General features: G+C 43.3%; 21 protein-coding genes and 1 riboswitch. Of the genes, 5 read left to right on the forward strand and 16 right to left on the reverse strand.

Annotation, left to right across the window (positions count from 1 at the left end; translation table 11 throughout):
• Positions 1-5: 5 nt before the first annotated feature.
• The 6 genes from BUB52_RS05870 to BUB52_RS05890 form a co-directional block, all read right to left on the reverse strand.
• Complete coding sequence (locus BUB52_RS05870) at positions 6-233, reverse strand: DUF4248 domain-containing protein (RefSeq protein ID WP_039950587.1); 228 nt, start codon at positions 231-233, stop codon at positions 6-8.
• A gap of 165 nt (positions 234-398) precedes the next feature.
• Positions 399-863: an HU family DNA-binding protein gene (locus tag BUB52_RS05875; protein WP_009121530.1), complete on the reverse strand. Its 465-nt coding sequence runs from the start codon at positions 861-863 to the stop codon at positions 399-401.
• A gap of 223 nt (positions 864-1,086) precedes the next feature.
• On the reverse strand, positions 1,087-1,701 hold the full coding sequence (locus BUB52_RS05880; protein ID WP_009121528.1) for an HU family DNA-binding protein: 615 nt from the start codon (positions 1,699-1,701) through the stop codon (positions 1,087-1,089).
• An 11-nt stretch (positions 1,702-1,712) separates the two neighbouring features.
• Entirely contained in the window at positions 1,713-1,841 is a 129-nt protein-coding gene (locus BUB52_RS15940; RefSeq protein ID WP_009121527.1) for a hypothetical protein, read from the reverse strand.
• 107 nt (positions 1,842-1,948) lie between these two features.
• Positions 1,949-2,635 carry a potassium channel family protein gene (locus BUB52_RS05885; protein ID WP_039950585.1) on the reverse strand — a complete coding sequence of 229 codons (687 nt, stop codon included), beginning with the start codon at positions 2,633-2,635 and terminating at the stop codon, positions 1,949-1,951.
• Positions 2,636-2,643: 8 nt separating this feature from the next.
• Positions 2,644-4,473 (reverse strand): TrkH family potassium uptake protein, encoded by a 1,830-nt coding sequence (locus BUB52_RS05890; RefSeq protein WP_009121525.1) that lies wholly within the window; start codon positions 4,471-4,473, stop codon positions 2,644-2,646.
• 134 nt (positions 4,474-4,607) lie between these two features.
• Here BUB52_RS05890 and BUB52_RS05895 point away from each other — a divergent pair, with 134 nt between their 5' ends.
• On the forward strand, positions 4,608-5,975 hold the full coding sequence (locus BUB52_RS05895) for a TrpB-like pyridoxal phosphate-dependent enzyme (protein WP_009121524.1): 1,368 nt from the start codon (positions 4,608-4,610) through the stop codon (positions 5,973-5,975).
• Here BUB52_RS05895 and BUB52_RS05900 read toward each other — a convergent pair.
• From BUB52_RS05900 to BUB52_RS05945, 10 genes are all read right to left on the reverse strand, one after another.
• The gene (locus BUB52_RS05900) at positions 5,972-7,549 is read right to left on the reverse strand and encodes a chloride channel protein (protein WP_009121523.1); all 1,578 of its coding nucleotides are present in this window, start codon (positions 7,547-7,549) and stop codon (positions 5,972-5,974) included. The two genes, BUB52_RS05895 and BUB52_RS05900, sit on opposite strands and share 4 nt — an antisense overlap.
• 228 nt (positions 7,550-7,777) lie before the next feature.
• Complete coding sequence (locus BUB52_RS05905) at positions 7,778-8,317, reverse strand: hypothetical protein (RefSeq protein ID WP_009121522.1); 540 nt, start codon at positions 8,315-8,317, stop codon at positions 7,778-7,780.
• Between the two features lie 27 nt (positions 8,318-8,344).
• On the reverse strand, positions 8,345-8,701 hold the full coding sequence (locus tag BUB52_RS05910; protein WP_009121521.1) for a hypothetical protein: 357 nt from the start codon (positions 8,699-8,701) through the stop codon (positions 8,345-8,347).
• Between the two features lie 4 nt (positions 8,702-8,705).
• Positions 8,706-9,245 carry an RNA polymerase sigma factor gene (locus BUB52_RS05915; protein ID WP_009121520.1) on the reverse strand — a complete coding sequence of 180 codons (540 nt, stop codon included), beginning with the start codon at positions 9,243-9,245 and terminating at the stop codon, positions 8,706-8,708.
• A gap of 145 nt (positions 9,246-9,390) precedes the next feature.
• Positions 9,391-9,567, reverse strand: a complete 177-nt coding sequence (locus BUB52_RS05920; RefSeq protein ID WP_009121519.1) for a DUF4250 domain-containing protein — start codon at positions 9,565-9,567, stop codon at positions 9,391-9,393.
• Positions 9,568-9,754: 187 nt separating this feature from the next.
• Positions 9,755-10,783, reverse strand: coding sequence for an iron ABC transporter permease (locus tag BUB52_RS05925; RefSeq protein WP_009121518.1), 1,029 nt, complete (start codon positions 10,781-10,783; stop codon positions 9,755-9,757).
• Positions 10,776-11,909 (reverse strand): ABC transporter substrate-binding protein, encoded by a 1,134-nt coding sequence (locus BUB52_RS05930; protein ID WP_039950514.1) that lies wholly within the window; start codon positions 11,907-11,909, stop codon positions 10,776-10,778. Before BUB52_RS05930 ends, BUB52_RS05925 begins: the two co-directional genes overlap by 8 nt.
• Before the next feature lie 8 nt (positions 11,910-11,917).
• Complete coding sequence (locus BUB52_RS05935) at positions 11,918-13,045, reverse strand: YncE family protein (RefSeq protein WP_039950512.1); 1,128 nt, start codon at positions 13,043-13,045, stop codon at positions 11,918-11,920.
• Between the two features lie 24 nt (positions 13,046-13,069).
• Entirely contained in the window at positions 13,070-15,088 is a 2,019-nt protein-coding gene (locus tag BUB52_RS05940; RefSeq protein ID WP_039950582.1) for a TonB-dependent receptor, read from the reverse strand.
• A 57-nt stretch (positions 15,089-15,145) separates the two neighbouring features.
• Positions 15,146-15,340: riboswitch (cobalamin riboswitch) on the reverse strand.
• Positions 15,341-15,368: 28 nt separating this feature from the next.
• Positions 15,369-16,604, reverse strand: a complete 1,236-nt coding sequence (locus tag BUB52_RS05945) for a multidrug effflux MFS transporter (RefSeq protein WP_009121513.1) — start codon at positions 16,602-16,604, stop codon at positions 15,369-15,371.
• A gap of 156 nt (positions 16,605-16,760) precedes the next feature.
• On the opposite strand from BUB52_RS05945, the gene BUB52_RS05950 reads away from it, so the two are divergent.
• From BUB52_RS05950 to BUB52_RS05965, 4 genes are all read left to right on the forward strand, one after another.
• Positions 16,761-17,612 (forward strand): helix-turn-helix domain-containing protein, encoded by an 852-nt coding sequence (locus BUB52_RS05950; RefSeq protein WP_009121512.1) that lies wholly within the window; start codon positions 16,761-16,763, stop codon positions 17,610-17,612.
• A gap of 80 nt (positions 17,613-17,692) precedes the next feature.
• Entirely contained in the window at positions 17,693-18,925 is a 1,233-nt protein-coding gene (locus tag BUB52_RS05955) for a Cof-type HAD-IIB family hydrolase (protein WP_009121511.1), read from the forward strand.
• Positions 18,926-18,992: 67 nt separating this feature from the next.
• Complete coding sequence (locus BUB52_RS05960) at positions 18,993-23,867, forward strand: RecQ family ATP-dependent DNA helicase (RefSeq protein WP_009121510.1); 4,875 nt, start codon at positions 18,993-18,995, stop codon at positions 23,865-23,867.
• Positions 23,868-24,277: 410 nt separating this feature from the next.
• Positions 24,278-25,030, forward strand: coding sequence for a hypothetical protein (locus tag BUB52_RS05965; protein ID WP_009121508.1), 753 nt, complete (start codon positions 24,278-24,280; stop codon positions 25,028-25,030).
• The last annotated feature ends 76 nt before the right edge of the window (positions 25,031-25,106 follow it).

The following is a 25,106-nucleotide window of genomic DNA, read 5'->3' on the forward strand; positions in this document are numbered from 1 at the left end:
GTTAATTAAGGCTCATCCAAATAGTGAACGATAATCCCGACTTGTCTCGGCATAAAAGTCCGTACTCTTACATGATATCCCGTAAGAAGCAGTTCCGCATACAATTCGCGATTGCGTTTAATCCAGCGTGTCAGTGTACGAATGGCGCAGCGTGCCGTAGCATTGGGGCAATACAAACATGCTAATTCTTTTTTCGTATACGTCCTGATACGAAAGTCATTTTCATTTTCCATAGTTTTTTGCAGGTTTATCATTATGTGCCGTTTTTTATTATTGATGTAAAGATACAACATTCGAAAGACGAAGTCAAGTAATCAGAGGAAAGATATGAACCCTTATAAAAAAAGTTCATATCTCCCTCATCTACATCCACTTAGTTTAAACAGATGGAAAGCATATTACCCCAGCGGGTTTTCCTCTTCTCCATTGCCACCGGCATCAGGATTAGAACCGCCTCCCGAAGTTGTTTCCGAGTTTTCCCAATTAGCTCTCGTCACGCTGGCACGTGTCAGCATCTCTTTAAAATACTGCCCCGGAGTAAAAATTATCTTTCGGCGATAAACCGTATCCGATTTCACATCTTCCTGCTTATCCTGACTTTTCGCGTTAATACCCGGACGAAAACAGCCAAAATCACCTAACTGCACAGAAAAGCCCTTGTTTATGTTTATATTCAATGTGTCTATCAACCCATCCAATACCATCTTCACCACACCACGCGGAGCCATGCCTACCTTAGTGACTTCATCGCATAAATCTCCAAACTGTATTATACCCAGCGTCTTCATTTGCGCCACATACTTTTCCGTTTTTGTCTTATCAAAACCGAACACTCTCTTCTTCACTTCATAATTAAATGCCATAATTCTTTTAATTTTAAATGATTAATAAATTTGTTTTCGGCCTTGTTCACTCGTCAGTTTGCAAAACCTGTTTCTCTGTGATCACGATACAAAGATACAACAGGCGCAAACCGGCATGGTGCTTTAACTGTCGTTTCAGTAAGTTTCAGTAAGGATAAAGAAGGATTAATAAGGATAAGTAAGTCTCTGATAAATAAAAAGATATAAATCAATAAAAAATATTTCACTTTTTTCCCGCATACACCACATTCCTGCCCATTCCGTATCTGAACAATACCCCGTTTTCTATGAACAGATTCAAATCGTTAATGGCTTGTTTGTAGCTACGTCCCGTCAGGCGGGCATATTGGGCACGGTTGATACAAGGGTTCCGCTGTAAGTATTCGTCCAGTAATTGAAAACGGCGCTCCATAGATAAAAAGGTATCCGAGGAAGCCGATACCACAGGTCGCGGCTTACGTTCAAGCTTCATCTTACTGCCTAATTCCTCATAGAACCGCTTTCCCAAACGAAAATTCAGTCCGCGCAGAGCCACGGACGCGGCACGCACTTTATCTTTCTCCATTGCACGGCGCTGGCAGCTCAGTGAAGGAGTAAAATAGCCAAGTTCTCCCAACTCTACCGTCCAACCGTTAGCCAGGCAATCGCGTAACTCGTCCATAAAAGCCGCCATTGTCCCCTCAAGCACACTTCGGCTGATACCCGTGAAAAGATGTACGCGGTCTATAAACTCTTTTTTATCAATTGTCCCTTTAGGCACAAAGCGGGCATAAAGAGGCTGTTGTTCTCCGGTCCGACCAATATCCGGCTTTTCAAAAAGGTCATAATAAGCACTCATATTCTTTGATATTAAGCTTCACCATAGTCATACCCGGCATCCTTTCTCACGGTGACAAAGAGAGAAAACCATCCCAATACTAAATCGTTCCACCACGGAGTAAATTTCGTTCCATCATGGTGGAACACAACTTTCTCCATGGCGGAACGAAATTTACTCCGTGGTGGAACGATTTGCTATTAGGAAGTAAAGGTACTACTCTTCCATAGGAAAAGCAATAAAATCACAAAGAAAATGCATCCGATTATCACAGCGCCTTCCAGAACTTCCGGAAGTCCTGATACCGTCCATAACACACCAACTGGTCTCCTGCCTGTATCTGGTCGTTATCCGGCAACTCGTTTACAACATCATGCTCTATGAAAGAGATGCCCAGACAGTTTTTCAGCGTTTCGGCACGTTTCAGCGCAAGCAGCTTCAAGCCGAATTCATTATCGAGCTTCAATTCATTGACACCATAGCCGATGAATCTTTCGGGCACTGTGAACTTCATTACATAATAGTTGGAATCTACACGGAAAGTTTCAATATCCGCGCCAAATTCCAACAGATGAACCAGACCGCGAGCCGCATCTTCTTCGGGAGTAAGAATACGTTCCAACCCGAAAGCTTCAAGCACCGAACGATGAACCCCGTCGATAGCCCTGGCATAAATGCGTTTCACCTTTTTCTGCTTCAACAACGCCACCACGCGGATAGACGCACCAAAATTCTCACCGATGGCCACAATCACGACATCGACACTGTTCAGCGGAAGTACGGACAAAGCCTGTTCGTCAGTCGCATCAATCACAAATGCGGTTGCTATCTTGTCCTTTAAGCTATCCACACGACCGGCACTGATATCCGCACCTATCACTTCATGCCCCAAAGCAGAAAGTTCCTCGGCAAGCACATGGCCGTAATTTCCCAAACCGATAATAATATACTTCATATAAGTCATTAATTAATAATAATCTGTCCACTCGGATACTGATACTTCGTATTTTTTTTCTGCTTGATGATACCAAGCATCAACGTTATCAGCCCTACACGCCCGACAAACATCAAAAGCGCAACCAACAGTTTACTGTCACTGCCCAGCAGAGGCGTGGCGTTTAAACTGGAACCGACCGTACTGATGGCCGAAACACATTCAAAGGTAACCGTGAGCAAAGACAGGTTCGGCTCCAATATGCTGATAATAAATATAAATACAAACAATACTCCGAACGACATCACCACCGTAGCATTAGAACGGCGGATGGAGTCGTAAGACAATTCGCGTCCAAACACCTCTACCCGCTCCGTGCCGCGCAATACAGCCACAAGATTCAATACCACGACAGCAAAAGCATTCACCTTGATACCGCCTGCAGTAGACTGCGAACCGCCTCCAATCCACATAAGAATAAGGTAAATCAATAAGGTCTGCACGCTCAAACCGGCTAAATCCACGCTGGAGAAGCCGGCCGTACGGGGACAAGACGCATTGAAGAACGCCTGCGTCCACTTATCGGCAACCGACATACCCGCAAAAGACGCATTCCACTCAAAAAGAGCGATACCGGCCGTACCGACCACCAGCAACAGGAAGGTAACAATCAGCACGATACGCGTATTCAGATTGTAGAGGTGGTAAAAACGGCGGCCGTCCCACTCCCACGTACGCAGAAATCTCCAGAAACGGCGTATATGGTAAAGGATGATATCCTTGAAATTCACCAATATCGGAAAACCGATACCGCCAAGAATAATCAATAAAGAGATGTATATATAGAACGGATTATGGCCTGACATCAGCAGCGGATTGCCCAAATTGCCCGGTAATGTGGAAAAACCGGCGTTACAGAACGCCGATATGGAGTGGAAAGCCGAGAAAGCCAATTCCTCGTGTATATCCATCCCCATCGTGCCGTGAATATCGCTCCAAATAGCGAGCATGCCCGCCCCCTCTATCGCCAATGTAAAGCCGAGGATATAGACCAGTGTGGACAACAATGAATTCAATGAATTGGAACTGACCATATCACGCACCACCAACTGATTGTACAGCGAAGTATTCCCCATAAAGAACATTGCAAAGAAGCTCGTCAGCGTCATTACTCCCAAACCGCCAATCTGAATCAGCAGGATGATGATTACAAAGCCCGTCGTCGTAAAGGTGGATGCCACATCCACCGAGGTAAGCCCCGTCACACACACCGCACTGGTGGAAATAAACAGCGAATCCACCCACGAGATACCCGCCACCGTAGAACGGGGAAGCATCAGCAATCCCGTCCCGATGAGTATGATAATGAGAAAACTGACTGCCAGAATAAGCGAAGGGTTTGTCCGTCGTCCCAGCAAACGTACCAAGCCATAAGACAGATTCAGGAAAGAAAGCATCAGCAGCAACGCGAGATGATATATCCTGCCGTTCAGAAAATCCCAGACAGCCTGTATGGCCCCTTCCACCTCCGGACGATGAAACACAACCGGAACCAGCGTCAGATAAAGCAGGAAAGTCAATATCCACGTCAGCTTGCTAAAGGTCTGCCTCGTATCTTTATATTCCAATGCGATACGCAAGGATATATCGCTCAGAAAGACAATCCACACTCCATGATACAGACGTTGCAACTGGTGAGCTTCCGCAACCGAAATTGTAAATCCATGTTCATACACCAAACCGACAATCAACAGGATGGATGCCAGGTAGGTCAGGGTCGTCATCACCCCCAACGCCACACGTACATAAGGATGAATCCACTTATTTTGATACAAAAGAAACTTATGATAAATCTTCATAAATATACCGATTGATGAAACGTGGCAAACTTAGACAAATCTACCTTCATAAACAAAAAACAATGGAAAAAAGAAATTGGTTTAAAAATAATAGCTACATTTGGACACTGAATCACTTTTAATTTATAACCACTATGAGCAACAAGACAAAAAGATTCATTCTTCCGGAAGACGAAATTCCACGTTACTGGTATAATATACAAGCCGATATGGTAACCAAACCCATGCCGCCGCTTAATCCCGCTACCAAGCAACCGTTAAAAGCGGAAGATTTGTATCCCATTTTCGCAAAAGAACTTTGCCGCCAGGAGCTCAATCAGGCAGATGCGTGGATTGAAATTCCCGAACAGGTGCGCGAAATGTATAAATACTACCGAAGCACTCCGCTGGTACGCGCCTACGGACTGGAAAAAGCGCTCGGCACACCGGCACATATCTACTTCAAGAACGAAAGTGTCAGCCCTATGGGTTCTCACAAACTGAACTCCGCCATACCGCAGGCTTACTACTGCAAGCAAGAGGGCGTGACGAATGTCACTACCGAAACCGGAGCCGGGCAATGGGGAGCCTCACTGGCCTATGCCGCCCGCCTCTTCGGTCTGGAAGCTGCTGTCTATCAAGTAAAAATCAGCTATGAACAAAAGCCTTACCGTCGCAGCATCATGCAAACATTCGGTGCGCAGGTTACTCCTTCACCGTCCATGTCTACCCGTGCCGGGAAAGATATTCTGACCGCCCATCCCAATCATCAGGGTTCATTGGGTACGGCTATTTCCGAGGCTATCGAACTGGCACGCACCACTCCCAACTGTAAATATACACTCGGCTCCGTATTGAGCCACGTCACCCTGCATCAGACTGTAATCGGACTGGAAGCCGAGAAACAGATGGAAATGGCCGGTGAATATCCCGACACGGTTATCGCGTGCTTTGGCGGCGGTTCCAATTTCGGCGGTATCGCATTCCCATTCATGCGCCATACCATCCTTGAAGGAAAGAAAACACGTTTCGTCGCCGCCGAACCGGCCTCCTGTCCGAAGCTGACACGCGGTAAATTCCAATATGACTTCGGCGATGAAGCCGGGTATACTCCGTTGCTGCCGATGTTTACACTGGGACATAACTTCGCTCCCGCCAACATTCACGCCGGCGGTCTGCGTTATCACGGCGCGGGTGTCATCGTATCACAACTGTTGAAAGACGGATATATGGAAGCAATGGACATCAAGCAACTCGAATCGTTCGAGGCGGGCTGCCTGTTCGCACAAGTGGAGGGTATCATTCCCGCGCCGGAATCTTGCCACGCCATTGCAGCCACCATCCGCGAAGCGAATAAATGCAAGGAAACGGGTGAAGAAAAAGTTATCCTGTTCAACCTGTCCGGTCATGGCCTCATCGATATGGCGTCGTACGACAAATACCTGGCCGGTGACTTGCAAAATTATGAATTGACCGACAACGACATTCAGAAGAATCTGGATGAAATAGGCAATCTGGCCTAATAGATATTCGCCATACTGACGAGCGGTTCATAGAGTTTCTCTATGTCCTGCGAATCCATTTCAATCTGCACCTGGTCTCCCGGAATCAAACTTGTTTCCGCAGGGACCAGGTTTTTTCCGTCCCTATGCACATTGATGATAACGCAGTGTTCGGGCAAGGAAAGCTCGCTTACGGATTTCCCGTCAAAATAGGAACCCGTCATGACCTCTACTGCCAGAGTATATCGTTTTTCTTCCCGGAAATCGGAAGAGTTAATCATATCTTCATACAAAGTGACATTGAAGGACTTCATCTGGAGCAGTTCCGTAAAATAATAGGTCAGCCCGCCTACTACCACCGAAGGGTAGAAAACCTCAAAATGCCCGGTAATCTCTGTTATCAGCACAATAGCCGTAAGCGGAGTACGCTCAATAGCCACCAGGAATGCAGACATGGATATCAGCATGACGTAAGTGATATTTTGAGGCTCGATAATGCCGTGCCTCACAGCAATCAACCCTACAAGCTGCCCCAACAACCCGCCTGTCACCAAAGTAGGAATAAAGCTTCCGCCCGGAAGACCGGAAGAAACGGAGCATACCGAGAAACCGAAATGCAGCAGCATGACGGCAAGTACCCACATTATTTCCGTACTGCCGTTCTGCGCCTGTTCCAGCAAGAATTGTTCGCCGCCGCCCGTCAGGTTTACTTGCATCAATGAGATAATGTAAGCAACCAGCACCAAATAAAACATCTTGATATATACCGGAGACTTGACCGTAGAATATACCCGTTTGAACGAAATCATAAGCGCAGAGTATATTTTACCGGTAATGGAAATAATGACAGCCAGTATGAGAAAATATTTCATCTGGACGAAAAAGGTCAAAACCGGTTCCGACACCTCAATCAGATGATAAGGGTTCACGGGGAAAACCAAACTGGCAATAGCCCCTGCCACCACACCGGCCAACAGCGTAGTAATAGCCGTCTTGGGTGCGTCGAAACGTTCGATAGACTCAATCACAATCAATGAAGAGGCCAGCGGTGCGGCAAAGGCGGCCGCAAGCCCCGCTCCTGCTCCCGCCGCCAATAACTGCTTGCGTTCTCCCTGCAGAATATGCGTCCACCGTGAAACGAGACTGCCTATATAAGAACCTATCTGTACGGACGGCCCTTCGCGCCCCAATGACAATCCGGCAGAAACGGAAAGGATTCCGCCGGTGAATTTGGACACCAGCTCTATGAACGGATGCTTATAAGTGATCCGGCCGTTAATTGCCCCACGTGTCTGCGGAATGCCGCCACCACCGATAAGAGGCATTCTGCCGACCATACGGGATACAAGAATCAGAATTCCCCAAAACGATAAGAACAATGGGATATGCCAGTACCAGGCCGGACGGGATGCAAAGAAGTCGCTACGGATATGCAGCAAATAATAGAGCAGATAATGATAAGGAACCGCAATGAGGCCTGTCAGCAAGCCTACAATCATGCTGACAAAATAGAGCCGCGCATCCACCAGCTTCAACTTCCAGATATGCCAGCCGCGAACTGTTTTCCAATTCTTTATTTTCTGAAACAACCGCATGGGATATGTTTTGTTATCTGCATTTCCCTACAACAAATTCTCCCCTGCGAAGTTCTGAACCGATATCCTATTATATTTATTTCACCTCTCAGCCTTTCCGGAAATACAAAAAAACCTCCCCTTTGCATGCACAGAGAGGAGATTTTTGGCTATGTCCAAGAAGCAGAACGATACTTTTTATATTATGACACACTTTTATATAAACCGATAAGCTTCTTTAAACAGGCTCTAAGACTTCTGAACAGGACGTACCGGACTTTTCTGCTTTCCTTGCGCAACAGTTTGTTTTTTTCTGCGGTCAAATTCTTTTTTCAGCTTATCGGCATTATTCTGTTCCGTTTGATAAATCTTCATAATCTGTTTGGGAGAAAGTATCTTTCTAAATTCATTATAATACTTCTCACGTACATCCAGAATCCTACGGCTTTGGGCAAAACGTCCTTTTATCTGCTGTTCCACCTCGGCATCTGTCAGCAACGGTTTGGGTTCCGGCTTCACACCCGTTCCTTCCGCTCTTTGTTTTGCACGGTTCATCATTCTGCATTCGCGTAACTCTTTTAAATAATTCTGATAAACCGGAATGAACTTGGCGGTAGTGGCGTCATCCAACATCAACATTTTTACCATTTGATTAGTCTGATGCTCCATGACCTGTTCCGGTGTATGACGTTTCTTCTTATCCTTGTTCACCGAGGTTTGAGCAGAGAGACTGAGTTGACTGCCTATCATAAGGCATGTCAAAAATACGTAAATAAATTTTGCTTTCATAATTCTTTCTTTTTTAAGACAATACTATTAATTTAAAAATATATCGCTTTCGGAGAAGCTGACGAGCTCTTCCAGCTCCTCGTCCGACATTTCACGAATCCATTTATCTGCAGGAACTACCGCCGTACAATTTTTGGTATCCAATATCTGCAAATCGGAAGTTCCTCTTTCGCCTTTCCAAAAATGGGACGGTATAAACAGAAAGCCAACTGATACCGCAGCTATGGCGACACCCGTAGAAACAGTTATCCATAAACGGTGTCCCGGAAACCTGCTGCCATAAGTACATTTCCGCACATTACGCTGCATCTCCTCAAAGAAGCCTTCGGGAACGCGATAGGGTGTTTTTTTTCCTATATCATCAAAATCAAACTCTTTTTTCATAGTCCTAATTATTTAGTATGTACTCTTTAATCTTCTCCTTCGCATAATGATAATTCACTTTAAGCGTGTCTGCCTTACTATCGAGGATATGAGCTATTTCTTCATAATCAAGCTCATCATAGTAGCGAAGGTTGAATATTAATCGCTGCTTTTCCGGCAATCTCAATATTGCTTCCTGAAATTTGACAGCCAACTCATTTTCATAATCCACATAATCGGAAGCCTTTAATTGAGAAATCAGGTTTTCCTGAACATCCTCGGTCGAAACCGTTTCCCGTTTCTTACGGCTGTTCAACAAGCGAAGACTTTCATTCGTCGCAATCCTGTAAATCCATGTGCTCAATGAACTCTCTTGACGAAATTGCTCCCAATGCCTGTATACCTGAATAAAGACTTCCTGCAATACATCCTCCGCATCTTCATGCAACACCACCAAACGCCGTATATAATAATATATCGGTTCTTGAAAGCATTCCACCAACAGTTGGAATCCTTGCTCACGGTTGGATTTATATATTTGCCGAATCTTGTTTTCGTTTATCATCAGTTCATCCGGGTTTTACAGGTTAGAAAGGGAAAAAAGGCCGAAGTTAAATGAGGAGCGGTACATTTGTTGTTTATTAACAAAAAAATCAGGGCTGCATCTTGATAAAGACGCAGCCCTAATCCATCTGTTTATAAGTTCGGAATTACCAGAATCTGTTTCGTGCAGGGTTATACTCAAATCCCACCGTTTTCAGCGTCCGGATAATTTCATCTCTTTCTACGTTCATATCCTCACAGAGTGCATCCAGTGAAGGATAAAAATCACGCAATTTCATGTTGATGAAGCTATACAGCATCATCGGATCTTCAGGTAATTTCATAATCGCAACCTTTGTTTAAATTAAAACTAATACCGGGTGCAAAAGTACTATAAAAAATAATACGAAAGCATCTAATCCTTTGAAATCTGCAAGTTATCCACGCAAACGATTGAAATAACATAAATGCAATGGAGAGCCGCTATTTATGAGCGCTCTAAAAGAAAAAGTCCTATATAGTTGAAGAAAATCAATTGAAATGCTGCGGGGTTCTCTGACTAATGATAACATAGATGATTACCGGCGCCCCGATAATCGGCGTAACCGCATTCAAAGGGATAATCCCCGCCTCACCGGGCAGAACACAAATCAAATTGCAAAGTAAAGCCACCGCCCCGCCACTCAAAATAGTAACGGGCAATAAAGAATTATGATTGGCAGTCCGCAATATCATACGGGCTATATGAGGCACGGCAAGACCGATAAATGCAACCGGTCCGCAAAATGCAGTGGTTATGGCGGTCAGCAAGCCGGTTATAACCAAAAGCCAGTTACGTACATGCCCTATATTTACGCCCAGATTCTCAGCATAGCGCTCTCCCAGCAATAATGCGTTCAGAGGTTTTATCAGTAGTAAGGAACCGAATAATCCGGTTACCGTTACCAATGCGAAAGCGGGCATTTGTTGCAAAGAGACGCCACCGAAGTTACCCAATCCCCATATCATATAAGATTGTACCCCCTCCGCCGTAGCAAAGAAATTCAACAAAGCGATAGCGGAAGAAGCGATATAGCCTATCATAATACCCGTTATCAGCAACATGACATTGCTTTTTAACAGCGTAGAAAAGAAAAGGATAAGCCCCATTATCAACATGGCTCCTACAAACGCCCCTGCCAATACGGAAAAGAAACCGGACAGGCTGAACGTTCCGGCCGATATGCTCCCGCCAAAGAATAACATCACAAAGGCCACTCCCAAACTCGCTCCGGAATTAATGCCCAAAATAGACGGGCCTGCCAACGGATTTTTAAAGGCTGTCTGCAACATCAACCCGCAAACAGCCAATGCGCTTCCGCAAAGCAATGCCGTCAAAGCTTGGGGTAAGCGGGACTCCCATACGATAAAACTCCAGCTTGCTTTTTCCCCTTCGTTTCCCATCAGAATACGGAATACATCGGATACAGGAATCGTAACCGACCCTATCAACAGATTAGCCACAAACAGTAATACTATTACTATTCCTAATCCGACACCATATTTCCATCCTTTACTCATTCAATTTGCAAAAATAACGCAAACCGCCTAAATCTCCTATTTCAGGGTGTAGAATCTGTATCAAATCCGCCAATAAATAATCCGGACGGAAAGGCGTTTCTTCATAGAAAGGTACTTTCGCCGTATTACATCCGTAAATATTCCTCGTCTTGAATGCCTTGAAACCTGTATAACCCATATAATCGGCTTTCAAATCAGCATAAGTCATATCCCGGTCGCGATTGTATTTGATGGTCCAGACATCGGCATCTCCGGCTTTATCAAAAACTGTTTCAAAAGCCAAAGGAATGGAACCGCTATGTTTATCTTCCGAGAAGACATAACGTCCGCAGGCGTCATTAAACAAGCGTCCGATTGTACTGCGACCACCCGGAACGTACCATGCAGAACCGCTTTTCAGTTCGCTAACAATTGATAATGACACTGACGAAAGCGCAGCACGCTTTTTAAGCCGGCCATAACAGCTATCCACTTCGGCAAAAAGGCTGTCAGCCTCGGAAGCAACTCCAAAAAGCAATCCATAGAAACGCATCCATTCGGCGCGGCCTAAAGCGGAAGTTTCCATATAATCGGCACATTCGATAATGGGAATATTCAGTTTTTCAATGCGTCCGTAACCGCCACTATTCTCAAATGGAGAGAGCAGGATGGCATCGGGATGTAACTCAATAATCTTTTCCATATCAGGGTTCATTCCGTCGCCGCAGTCAATAATAGCTCCCTTACTGCATCCGTCCTGTATAGACGGGAGTTTGATATACTTCAAGTCACAAACACCACCGATACTGCCCGTAACTCCCAAACTCTCCATAAGGCTGCAATGAACCGAAGAATAAATTACCGATTTGCGGAGAGGGGTACGGACAATCGTACCTTCGGGTAAATGAGCCGGCAATGATTGGGATGACGGAACCAGTATGTACGTATGCAATGTTTTCAGGGTGTCCCAAGGGTTGCGCAAAGTAGCGACGGTGCAATCGGAATAGGTTATCAATGTGAGATTGTCGGCATAGCGCAGGGGGATGGTGTCACCGGCCGTTAAAGCCAAAGAAGCTTTACTTCTCCCACCGCAAGAAGAGAAAAGCAAAGCTACTAAAAACAAGACTGATAATACAAGTCTCCTCATTGTCTCTGTTAATTAAAGAATACAGCAGAATTTGGGTTTTGACCACCACAATCAAATTTTTCCATATATGTACCGTCATTTCTGAAACGGTAAATATCACCGTTTACATTACTATGTCCTGTAGTACCGATATAAATATCACCATTACTATCGTTGACCGCTATCATGTAGATAACTGCTGTAGAAAGCTCTTCTGGAGCATTTTTCAAGAAAGAACCGGAGCTTTTAGTGCTAAGCTTTACATCATAAGTATAAAACGTATTGACTGCCGCAGTTTCCGGCCAATTGCTGTAATCCACTCTAGAGTCCACACAATACAATTTATCGTTTTCAACGGCCACGTGAGTGGCATATCCCAAATTAGTCACCTTATTATTATTTTTTGAATCTATCATCTGCAATACCCGGCTTTCAGCGCTATAATCCCAAGAAATAAGAAATACCTTGTCATTATCTTCCGTCAAATTATTAGGGTTTGAGGCTACCGTCAAAGTCTCTTTAAAAGAGAATGCATTCAAGTCAAAAACTAAAACTTCCGTATGATAAATATAGTTTCCACCTTCAATCTTATAAGCATTGGCTACATAAAGCATATCATTACAGATGGCAACCCCTTCCAAATTATCACCATATCCTGTTAGCTTCTTTTCTACTTTCAATGTATTGGCATTGATTTTGGCAACCACACCGCCATAGAAAGACGCATAAATATAGCCGTCATGAGCTGCAATATAACGAATACCGGCAGACAAATCTGCATCACCTACAAAAGAAACACGAGCCTGCTCCACACATGCTGCATTCAGTTTGGCCAAATAATTAGAACCATAAACAGAAACATAGATGTAATCTTCATACTCTATCATATCCTGACCGGTATCTCCCAATGAAGCCTTGTTCTGTGCTTTATAAATATCACCGATAACATCATTGTCTTTATTCGGAGCATAAAATGCTATACCGGCATTATTCTGTCCCATAGTTCCTTCATTCAAGAAATAAGCACGGACATAAGGTAATTCAATCTTTGAACCGCTATCGTCCCAACTTTGCCCATCATCATCACTGCAAGATGAAAATGAAACACTCAGTGCCAACATACACAGTACACTCAATAATAAACTTCTTACTTTCATAACACTTTATTAATTAAATTAATTTTAAAATTTAAACGTCCCTGTCACTCTCCACGAACGCCCCGGCATAGGATAATATTTTATCACATCATACTGTTCATCAGTCAGATTGATGATTTCTGCTTGAAGCTGTAATTTACACTTCTTAAAAGCACACTCTTTAGAGATACTGGCCGTATGTTCCATATAACCAGCTATCTCATTTTCAGGAATATTTTGTGACAAGCAATAACGTTTACTTACACCTACGACGGAGTAACCTATGCTAAACCAAGGCATTTCAAACCTCGCAGATACATTGCCGCTATGCTTCGGAGTATAAGGCAACTGTTCCTTATAATTTTTGGCATCCGAATCTGTAAGGTCAATTGCTTTCTGCAAAGTATATCCGCCGGATATAATCAAATCTATATTTTTAGCTAACGGCGCTGATATCGCCAAAGTAGCGTCTACTCCTGTAGCACGGACAGTCCCATAGTTTGCCATACGCCACGCATAAGTAGTGGGAAAAGCTACAATTTTATCAGTCACATCATTGTAATAGGCATCAAATGTCACAGAAATATAGTCTAAAAAAGACAGAGATGAACTGCTCCACGTAATCCCTACATTATATTCATTCGCCTTCTCCGGACGTAAACTTCGATTGCCCAATCTATAATAATACAAGTCGTTAAAAGTAGGTGTACGAAAAGTGCTTTTGTACATAAAACGCAGAAAAAAAGTTTTTTCCATCCAAGGCTGTATACTCACGGAAGCCGAAGGAGCCAAACGACGGAAATTCTCAGGAGCATTCCCAACCTCCACTTTTTCAGTGATAAAAGTATGTACCAATGAACCGGAAGCGGTAATTCTTCCGTATTGGTAACGGATATTGAAAGCTGTCAATGATGCATACCGGGTAGGAAACGGGCAGTCTTTCAGATTACTACGTAATGTATTTACAACCCCATCTTGTGCCAAAGACAAGGATAAAGTCTTAAATGGACGGTATAGAGCCGTTGCAGATAAATAATATTCATCCTGCCTATGTACAGCCTGATAATATCCGTCCGCATATTCCTTCCCTTCATCCTCATACCTATTCCAGCCATAGTTATACTTTGCCTGTGCCTGCAAACTCCATTTCGAAGAGAAGTGTTTTTTATAACGCGCCTGTACAAAGGCATTCTCATCCCAAAGCGTTTCGTCGGAAATCGGGTTATAAAGAGTTACCGCCCCCGGAAGCCCACGACGGGAATTGAAATAATATCCTTTTACGTCCACCTCACCACCATCTTTAAAAGTATGATATAGCGTTGCTTCTCCTTGCCAAGAATAAATATCTGAATTATTACGCTTTTCTTCTGTCACATACTTTCCATTGACCAAAGTAAAAGGATAATTTCCATCGGCACGCATATAATTAGCATTCAAAGCCAGACGCGTACGGTTACCTATTTTTTGCCACCAACGCAACGCGGAGGTAACATACCCAAACGATCCACTACTTATCCTAGCTTGGAAAGCAGCACTGCGCCCTTCATCAAAATGCGGTTTCTCAGTCTCAATGCTCAATACACCTGCCGATGCATATAAACGGGCTGATTGCAACATATTTTCTGTTTGTCCTATTGCTAAAGAAAGGGTTGAGACATTATCAAGCGAAAAACGCCCTATATCAATTTGCCCTGCCTGAGAATTACTCACAACAACCCCATCATAACTGACAGCCGTATGCACCGCCCCTATATTGCGCACAGAAACAGTCTTCAACCCGCCGATACCACCATAATCTTTTACATTGGCACCTGCAAAACGACGTACGGCATCTGCCATATTCTGTATGCCGAGACGGCTTATATCTTGTTGCGACAATGTTTGTATAGGTACAGCCGAAGTTACTTTATTAGGCATTCGCCGTGCCGTAACAGTCACCTTTTCAATTTGGTGCACTTTTCCTGTAATCGTATCCTTTTTCGCCACCTCTTGTGCCGAAAGCAGAGCACCGCCCATACAAAAGAAACCGATACAGGCAAACCGCACCTTCATTCTCCACATCATAAAAGAGTAAAGATTATCTTTAAACGACATACACTGTCCGCTTTCCTCGAACGGACAATTTTTTGACTTTGTTTTGCAGGTCTTCTGACTTATTTCTAATGTATCGCCTTCCCATTTTAATTAAAACAGTGGCTAAAGAATGATACATTCAACGCGAAACTCACAGCAGCGGGACTGTTCGGGATTTACACCCGATTCCCTTTTCATCCGTTTCCCGAATAGGGAACCGGAACAAAACGCGGGCAAAGATAAGAATATAATATAAATATTACTCAGCCCCTTATAACAGTTTCTGCAAAAAAACATTTATTATTCTATAAGGAGCGAAATTCAGAGCCTTCTTGCGGAAAGGCAACCGGTGGAAAGAAAAACAAGCACATACGCAAGAACATAACGACCCCATAAAGAATAAAAAGCCGGTAGACATTCTGATATCTCCCATACCTACCAAAGGCGATACAATCCCGCCAAAAGCAAATCCTATCGCGCCCAAAAGAGCGGAAGCCACTCCGGCGTTTTTACGTTCACAATCCATCGCCAAAGTGTTGGAAGCCGTAAAAGTCATCCCTACCATCGCAAGCAGGCAGAAAATCAGTATCTCGTAAATCCAAAAATTACAATCCAGGAAAAATGCCACAGAAAGTAATATAGAAATAAATAACATGCCATGATTACCTACATGTAAAGCCCGTTCCATTGTGGAGAAACGAACAGCCAAAGCGGAAGATATCACCATGGCAACGGCATTAACTCCGAAACAGAAACTGAACAACATCGGTGAAAGACCATAATATTGCTGCATGATGAAAGGAGCGGAAGCTATATTGGTAAACAAAACTCCCATCGTAAAGCCATACTGCAATATGTAACGTACGTACTGACGGTTATGCAAGACAATACCAAAACGGCGATACATATCTCCCCACCTTATATTCTGCCTCTGTCCGCCCGGTAAAGACTCTCTAAAACGCATACTTCCGATAATCAAAAGAACGCCTACTATAAATAAGAACCAGAAGATACCATGCCAGCCGCCAAAATCAGCCAGTACCCCGCCACCTATCGGAGCAACCACCGTAGCGATCCCATTAATAGCGCCGATAGTGGCAAGCATCCCCGCAAGTTCGTGAGCAGAATATTTATCGGCGGCAATAGACCGGGATATCACAACTCCTCCGGCTCCGGCAATTCCCTGTACAAAACGTAACGCGACGAATTGTGATATATTTTGAGAAAAAATACAGCCGACGGTAGAAATCAAGAACAAGGCCATAGCTATCAATAAAGGAGAACGACGGCCATACTTATCACTTAACGGACCAAAAATCAGCTGGCCTGTCGCTAAGCCTACCATACTTGTAGTAAGCCCCAACTGCACTCTTGAAGATGTGGTTTGGAAGAAATCCGACATTGCCGGTAAAGTAGGCAGGTACATATCCATGACAAACGGGCCAAAAGCGCTCAACATTCCCAGAAATACCAATATAAAACCTTTTGAATTTTGTTTACCTGTCATTACCTATTCCTCTTTTATAAATCGGCGGCAAAATTACCCCATATTTACAAGATAAGCTATGGCTTATCTTGTACAAAACGTTTCATTTTAGGAACAATATACGATATTATCATAGAATATAGCTACATTTGTTGCGTAAAAAAGAACTATATTCACATGTACGAATCGTTATCACCCGATACTTCCAGCATCAGATATGAGGAAACCGATTTATCGTATCTGAAACAGCGTCCATACCGTTTTAAATGCGGTATATACTTAATCTGTACACAGGGGCAAAGTATCATCTCCACAGGAGTACAACAATATACCTTTAATGAACAGACCGAACTGATTTTTCTTACAGGAAGCCTTATCCAGGTAATACAAGCCTCAGCAGATTTTAACGTACGCATGCTCCTATTCCCCAAAGATATTTTCTTAAAAGCCATATTGCCAATTGACACACCCTATTTCAACTATACCCATGAACATCCGCACTATCATCACACGGCAGATGAGAGAAGCCAGAAAACATGGCGGGAAATAGTATTATGGATGGATATAGCGCAAATGCTTTTCAAAGACAATACGCTCCAGTTCAGAAAGCAACAAGAATTTAATTTCCTGCAAAGCTTATTAATGTGGCTGTTCAACACTATTCCGGAGAAGCTGGCCGCCAACAAGCAATACAGCAGAAAACAGATGCTTTGCCACCAATTCATGCAACTGATACGTGAGCACAGCACCTGCGAACATCAGGTTCCGTTTTATACAGAACAACTGTGCATTACTTCTCGCTATCTATACGAAATCACTACTCAATACATGAATGGAAAAACTCCCAAGCAACTGATAGACGAGCAACTGATAGCAGAAGCCAAAGTTCTTTTAAATGAGCCGCAACTATCCGTTACCGAAATCGCGGAACAGTTGCACTTTGCCGATCAGTCTTATCTGAGTCGCTTTTTTAAGAAGAATACCGGTATCTCTCCTAAGGAATTCCGCCTGCAGAAACTGTTACAATAAGTTTCGTCAAAATAAATTAAATCCGTTCATTTTAACCGTCATTTTATTAACTTTGTTAGCATAACCAAAATCGAGTCGCCATGAAATATAAATTATTAGTTCTTGACGTGGACGGAACGCTTCTCAACGACGCAAAAGAAATCAGCAAACGCACTCTTGCATCTTTACTCAAAGCGCAGCAAATGGGAGTACGTATCGCATTGGCTTCCGGCAGACCGACTTATGGCCTCATGCCACTGGCCAAAACTCTTGAGCTGGGGCATTATGGGGGCTTTATTGTTTCCTATAACGGTTGTCAGATTATCAATGCTCAAAACGGAGAAATCCTGTTCGAGAGGCGAATCAACCCGGAAATGCTGCCTTATCTGGAAAAGAAGGCGCGCAAGAATGGCTTCGCCATATTCACTTATCATGATGACACTATCCTGACAGACAGTCCCGACAATGAACATATCCGCGCCGAAGCCGAATTGAATAATCTGAAAGTTATTAAGGAGGAAGAATTCTCCACGGCTGTAGACTTCGCACCATGCAAATGCATGTTGGTCAGCGATGATGAAGAAGCACTGGCCGGACTGGAAGAACATTGGAAAAAACGTCTGGACGGAACTTTGGATGTCTTTCGTTCGGAACCTTATTTTTTGGAAGTCGTACCTTGCGGAATCGATAAAGCCAATACCTTAGGCGCTTTATTGTCGCATCTGGACATAACTCGTGAAGAAGTAATCGCCATCGGAGACGGCGTATGCGATGTCAATATGCTCCAGATTGCCGGTTTAGGCATAGCCATGGGGCATTCACAAGATTCCGTAAAAGTTTGCGCCGACTACGTAACGGCTTCCAATGAAGAAGACGGCGTTGCCCAAGCCGTCGAAAAAATGATTTTAGCCGAAGTTCATGCCGCTGAAATTCCTCTTGACCTGTTAAACGCACGGGCACATCATGCATTAATGGGCAATTTAGGTATCCAATACACTTACGCCTCGGAAGATCGCATAGAAGCAACCATGCCCGTAGACCACCGTACCCGCCAGCCTTTTGGTATTCTGCACGGCGGCGCAACCCTCGCACTTGCCGAAACCGTCGCCGGGCTCGGCTCCATGATAACTTGTCAACCCGATGAGATAGTCGTAGGTATGCAAGTCAGCGGAAACCATATATCTTCCGCACATGAAGGAGATACCGTGCGGGCTGTGGCAACCATCGTACATAAAGGACGCTCATCCCATGTGTGGAATGTAGATGTATTCACTTCCACTAACAAGCTCGTGTCTTCCATCAGGGTGGTGAACAGTGTATTGAAGAAAAGATAAATGAAAAAAAGTTCGATGCAGATACATAACCAATTCAAGTTATAGAACTATTTATTATATTGAACATATGTCAATATGGAGCAAGCTCATAGGAAGCAAGAAAACCGAGGATAGGAATAATATCATCGGCAATAAAACTACCTCTGTACCATGTAGTATCCAAAATTATGCCATAGTAGATGTTGAAGTAGGCTTGAAAGATCATAAAATCCATGATATAGGAGCACTCAAACATGATGACACGACATTCCACAAAACGTCAAAAGAGGAGCTATTTATTTTCTTAAACGACATAGACTATATCTGTGGCCACAATATCATTCACCATGACGCCAAATATCTGTTCACGGATAAGACATGCCGCTGGATTTTAGTCGATACACTTTATATTTCGCCTTTGTTATTCCCGGAACACCCTTACCATAAGCTTGTGAAAGATGACAAGTTGATTAGCGAACAGATGAACAATCCGGTGAATGATTGTAAGAAAGCAAAAGATTTATTACTGGATGAAATAGCACGCTGGAATTCATTGCCAAAGGAAAAGCGTATATTATTCGCATCGCTACTGAAAGACAAGAAAGAATTTACCGGATTTCTCAGCATGGTAAGTGCGGAGTATACCCATGAAGGAATATCCGAACTCATCAAAGAACTTTATACAGGAAAGATTTGCCAACATGCCGACCTTGACATGCTCATCAAACAATACCCATGCGGATTGGCATACGCATTGGCTCTGATTGACACCACGGATTACCGTTCCATCACCCCCGGATGGGTACTTTACAATTATCCGGAAGTGGAATTTATTGTAAAACTCCTACGCCACACCAATTGCCGGGAAGGTTGCGACTACTGCCATACGCAATTGGATGTGCTCCATAATCTAAAAGTCTTTTTCGGATATGAACGTTTCCGAACATACGAAGGCGAGCCGCTGCAAGAACAAGCAGCCCAGGCAGCGGTGAAGGGTAAATCGTTACTGGCGATATTTCCTACCGGTGGCGGCAAATCACTTACCTTCCAATTGCCGGCACTCATGGCAGGACACGCCATGCACGGGCTCACGGTTGTTATCTCCCCTCTGCAATCTTTAATGAAAGACCAGGTAGACAATCTTGCCGACAGAGGTATCACGGACGCCGTAACCATAAATGGAATGTTAGACCCCATCACAAGGTCACTGTCCATACAAAGAGTGCAAGACGGAGAAGCCTCACTGCTGTATATATCCCCCGAAATGCTTCGTTCAAAAACGATTGAGAAAATATTGATAGCCCGGCACGTCGTAAGGTTTGTGATAGACGAAGCGCATTGTTTCTCTTCATGGGGGCAGGATTTCAGAGTTGACTACCTTTACATCGGCAAATTCATCCGGCAATACCAGCAAAAGAAACAATGCAAGAGTCCGATACCCGTATCCTGTTTTACGGCCACAGCAAAGCAGAAAGTAATACAAGACATCTGCGACTATTTCAAACAAACCTTAAATTTGGACTTGGAGTTATTCGCATCAACGGCTTCAAGAACAAATCTACATTATTCCGTCATACATTTAGAAAGCGACAATGATAAATACTTAAAGTTAAGAGAACTCGTAGCTGAATCCGATTGCCCGACAATTGTTTATGTATCACGCACCAAACGAACCAAAGAGCTGGCGGCCAAATTGACTCGCGACGGTTATAAGGCACTCCCTTTCAATGGCAAAATGGAAGCTGATGAAAAAATAGCCAACCAAGACGCCTTCATGAACGATCAGGTACACATCATTGTGGCTACATCCGCATTCGGCATGGGAGTCGATAAAAAAGATGTCGGTCTTGTGGTACATTATGACATTTCCGATTCACTGGAGAATTATGTTCAGGAAGCAGGTAGAGCAGGGCGTGACCCAGGCCTCAGCGCACGTTGTTATGTGCTTTATAGCGACAATGATTTGGACAAGCATTTTATATTGTTAAACCAAACAAAACTAAGCATCAGTGAAATACAACAGGTATGGAAAGCCGTCAAAAACCTTACCAGACAACGCATGAAAGTCAACTGTTCCGCATTGGAAATCGCCCGGCAAGCGGGATGGGATGATTCGGTATCCGACATCGAAACCCGCGTACGAACAGCATTAGCGGCTTTGGAACAAAGCGGATATCTGGTAAGAGGAAACAATGTACCTCATGTATATGCCACGGGAATCACAGTGAAGGATATGGACGAAGCAAGACAACGCATATCAGCCTCACTACTTTTTGGCAGTGACGAAATAGAAAAAGCAGTCCGCATCATCAAGTCGTTGATATCTCAAAAGTACATCGCCAAGGCACAGGATGCGGAAGCGGAATCACGAATCGACTATCTGGCAGATATATTGGGACTAAGTAAAAGAGAGGTTATATCTGTAGTGGAACGCATGCGGCAGGAAGGCATATTGGCAGACAGCAAAGATATATCCGCCTATTTGCAGGATGCAGGTGATTCGGAACGAAAGTCGCAAATGCTTCTCGAACGCTTTGCAAAACTCGAACAATACATCCTCAAACATATTCCCGATGAGTCTTTACGAATCTCATGCAAGCAACTGAATGAAAATGCCGTGAACGACGGAATCAATACATCCAAAGAAAAAGACATCCGGACGCTGCTCTATTTCCTTACCGTCAAGGGATATATACGTAAGAAAGAGGATGCGGCCCATAATATGGAAATAAGGCGCCAAGCAGACTTGGAATCTACCATCAGGCGCTTTGAGAAACGATTGGAAATAAGCCGTTTTACCGTGGAATGGCTATACAAATCAGCTTCAGATGCAGAAAAGGAAAATGTACCGGGCAAAGCTATTCAGTTCTCCGTAGTAGAACTTTTAGACCGGATAAAATCAAGTTCTCAATCCCTATTCGGAGGACTTGACGACATTCAGCTGGAAGACGTGGAAGAAGCGCTTCTGTACTTGTCCAAAATTGGCGCGCTAAAACTTGAAGGTGGTTTCTTGGTACTTTATAATGCCATGAATATCCAAAGAATAAAGGACAACAAATCGCGATATAAGCAAGACGACTACCGGATGCTCAACGAATTCTACAAGTTGAAAATCCAGCAAGTGCATATTGTAGGCGAATATGCCAATCTGATGGTGAGAAATTACCATGCGGCCTTGCAATATGTTCAAGACTATTTCCAAATGGACTACAAGAAGTTTGTCACAAAATACTTCAAAGGAGACAGAGTAAGCGAGATACAACGCAACTTAACGCCACGGAAATACAATCAATTGTTTGGGCGATTATCCAAACGGCAGATGGAAATTATTTCCGATAAGGACTCACGTTGCATTGTGGTGGCAGCCGGTCCCGGTAGTGGAAAAACACGGGTATTGGTCCACAAACTGGCCTCGCTTCTGCTACTTGAAGATGTAAAACACGAACAGCTTCTGATGCTGACGTTTTCAAGAGCAGCCGCAACGGAATTCAAACAAAGGCTCATGGAGTTGATAGGCAACGCCGCCCATTTTGTCGAAATAAAAACATTCCATTCCTATTGTTTCGACCTTCTGGGACGGATAGGAAATCTTGAAGAATCCAAAAATGTCGTTGCAAAAGCAGCCGAGATGATATACCAAGGAGAAGTAGAACCAAATAAAATCGGCAAGACAGTGCTGGTCATAGACGAGGCTCAGGATATGGGAACCGAAGAACACGCACTTGTAAAGGCTCTGATGGCTAACAACGAGGAAATGCGTGTGATAGCGGTGGGAGACGATGACCAAAACATCTATGAATTCCGCGGCTCCGATTCAAGTTATATGTATCGGCTGGCACAAGAAAACGGGAGTACATTTGTCGAAATGACCGAGAATTACCGCAGTGCGCACCACCCGGTGAATTTTGCCAACGAATTTCTAAAAAACATTGACAAACGGATAAAAAGTACGCCCATCATCTCCATGAGAGAAGAGGAAGGCCGGGTGGAAGTGACACGCCATCAATCAAAGTATATGTACCAGCCGCTTGTCGAAAACTTACTCCGACACAAAGACAAAGGCACATCGTGTATACTCACCCAAACAAACGAAGAGGCTGTTATCCTGATGGGGCTCTTACGAAAGCAAGGTGTGAGCAGCAAACTTATACAATCAATGGACGGCCTCCGCTTTTGGAACATGGCCGAAATGAGATTTTTCCTGAGGTATATAAACAAACGGATCAACACACCGCTAATTACAGAAGAACTGTGGGAGGAAGCCAAATGTGCAACCTTCTCCGCTTATGACAGAAGTCAAAGTTTGATGTATGTAAAGCAGTGTGTGGAGCAGTTTGAACAAACCAACAAGACAAAATATTTCAGTGACTTCAAAGAATTTGTATTTGAGTCGTCAGTGGAAGACTTTTGCGACATATCAGGAGCCGATGTCGTGGTATCGACCATTCATAAAGCCAAAGGCAGAGAGTTTGACGACGTGTATATGCTCGTATCCGACGGTTATATAAAGGACTCCCATCTGATGCGTCGATATTATGTAGGAATAACCCGCGCGAAAAACCGGCTGTTTATACATACGAATGGCGATTACTTCAATCATTTAAGTACAGACCGATATTTTATCGACCAACAACAATATGATATGCCTGAAGAAATCGTATTACAGCTCTCTCATAAAGATGTTTATTTGGACTTCTTCAAAGAACGAAAACAAGAGGTCTTGGCATTGAGAGGGGGAGATTCATTGACTTACAGTAATTTCTTTTTGTACAGCTCATTGACCGATAGACCTGTGGCAAAGCTATCATCAAAAATGCAGGGCATATTGTCTGAGTGGGAAGAAAGAGGTTATAAAGTAAAATCCGCATCCGTGCGATTTGTAATGGCATGGAAACCCAAAGACGCAGAAAAGAATGAACCGGAAACAGCTGTCCTTTTAGCAGACTTGGGGCTTTCTTTGTAGAGAATAAAAATAGGGTATAACTCATTGAGCTACACCCTATATTCCTATTTGTAGTTATCGTTGTTTATCGCAACTTACTTCACTTCCTCAAATATAATATATACTGATTATAAGTAATTTATAAATCTATGGTACAAATATGGGTTATTTAATGAGTGTGCATTGAATAGGTAAGCATAGAAAGCATAAAAAGAGCCTTCAACTTGCCGAAAGAAAATTTATATTTATTTAACTATCCATTTCTTATTTGCAGATGTTTTCATTTTCTCATCGGTATTTTCTCTTGTTATGCTCTTGTTTGCACAAACGCCATAAAATGAAGTTGTTGCCTCTTTGCTGCTTATTTTTGCCTTTCGTTTTTTACGGAAATACATTATACCTTTGCAAGACAACCATAGATAAAAATAGTTATGAAGCAAAGGCAACATATATTCCAATCATGGGTAATAGAAGTAATAACGGTACTTCTGGCATCCACAATATCATTTCCTATAAGTGATGCTTTGGGCGTGCGGTTAAGCATTCTCCCTTTTGTCATGGTAGCTTGTTATGTTGCTCTAAAACTCATTTACCATTTATACCTCTCTCTGTCGGCACATATAATATCTCTTGCTTCTTTAGTCCGCCACAAACCTATGCAATCTGACCGACAAAGTAAAGATGATTGCGCTTTTACAACTGCTATATCTATGGTTGGCAATGATAACATTCAAATGAAACGGATGGAGTTGTTTCATTACGAGTATCAGCATGAGGAGTGGCAATATCTCCAACAGAAAGAAAGAGAAGAAGATGAAAAGCTACAAGCCGTATTGCAATATACCCGAAATATATTCAAGCAGTTTGACTTTAGCGAAGAAGAAATCTTCCAAATCTGCGAATGCGTTAGATACTTTGTATCCAATCGGCAAGCTCTTAGTGTAAACATCCACATCAAACGACGCACTACTGTTACTCAAATTTCACTAAAGAACTTCGCTTGGAACATTGCTTTTCAATACAACATCAGCCGGGATGTTACAGCGCAATTTGTTATGCATACATTTCATGAATGGTTTGCCAATTCCACTATTGATACAGTCAGAAAGAACTTGCGTACAACAACGGGAAAACATAAGATTAATATTGATGAGAATATCATTTCTATTGTTCGTAATTCATAACTCGCTAGGCTCTAAATCAGTTATATAACATTAAATATTTGATTACATGATATATTTATCGTGTAAAATCACTATA

Source organism: Bacteroides clarus YIT 12056, from assembly GCF_900129655.1.
Classification (GTDB): Bacteria; Bacteroidota; Bacteroidia; order Bacteroidales; family Bacteroidaceae; genus Bacteroides; species Bacteroides clarus.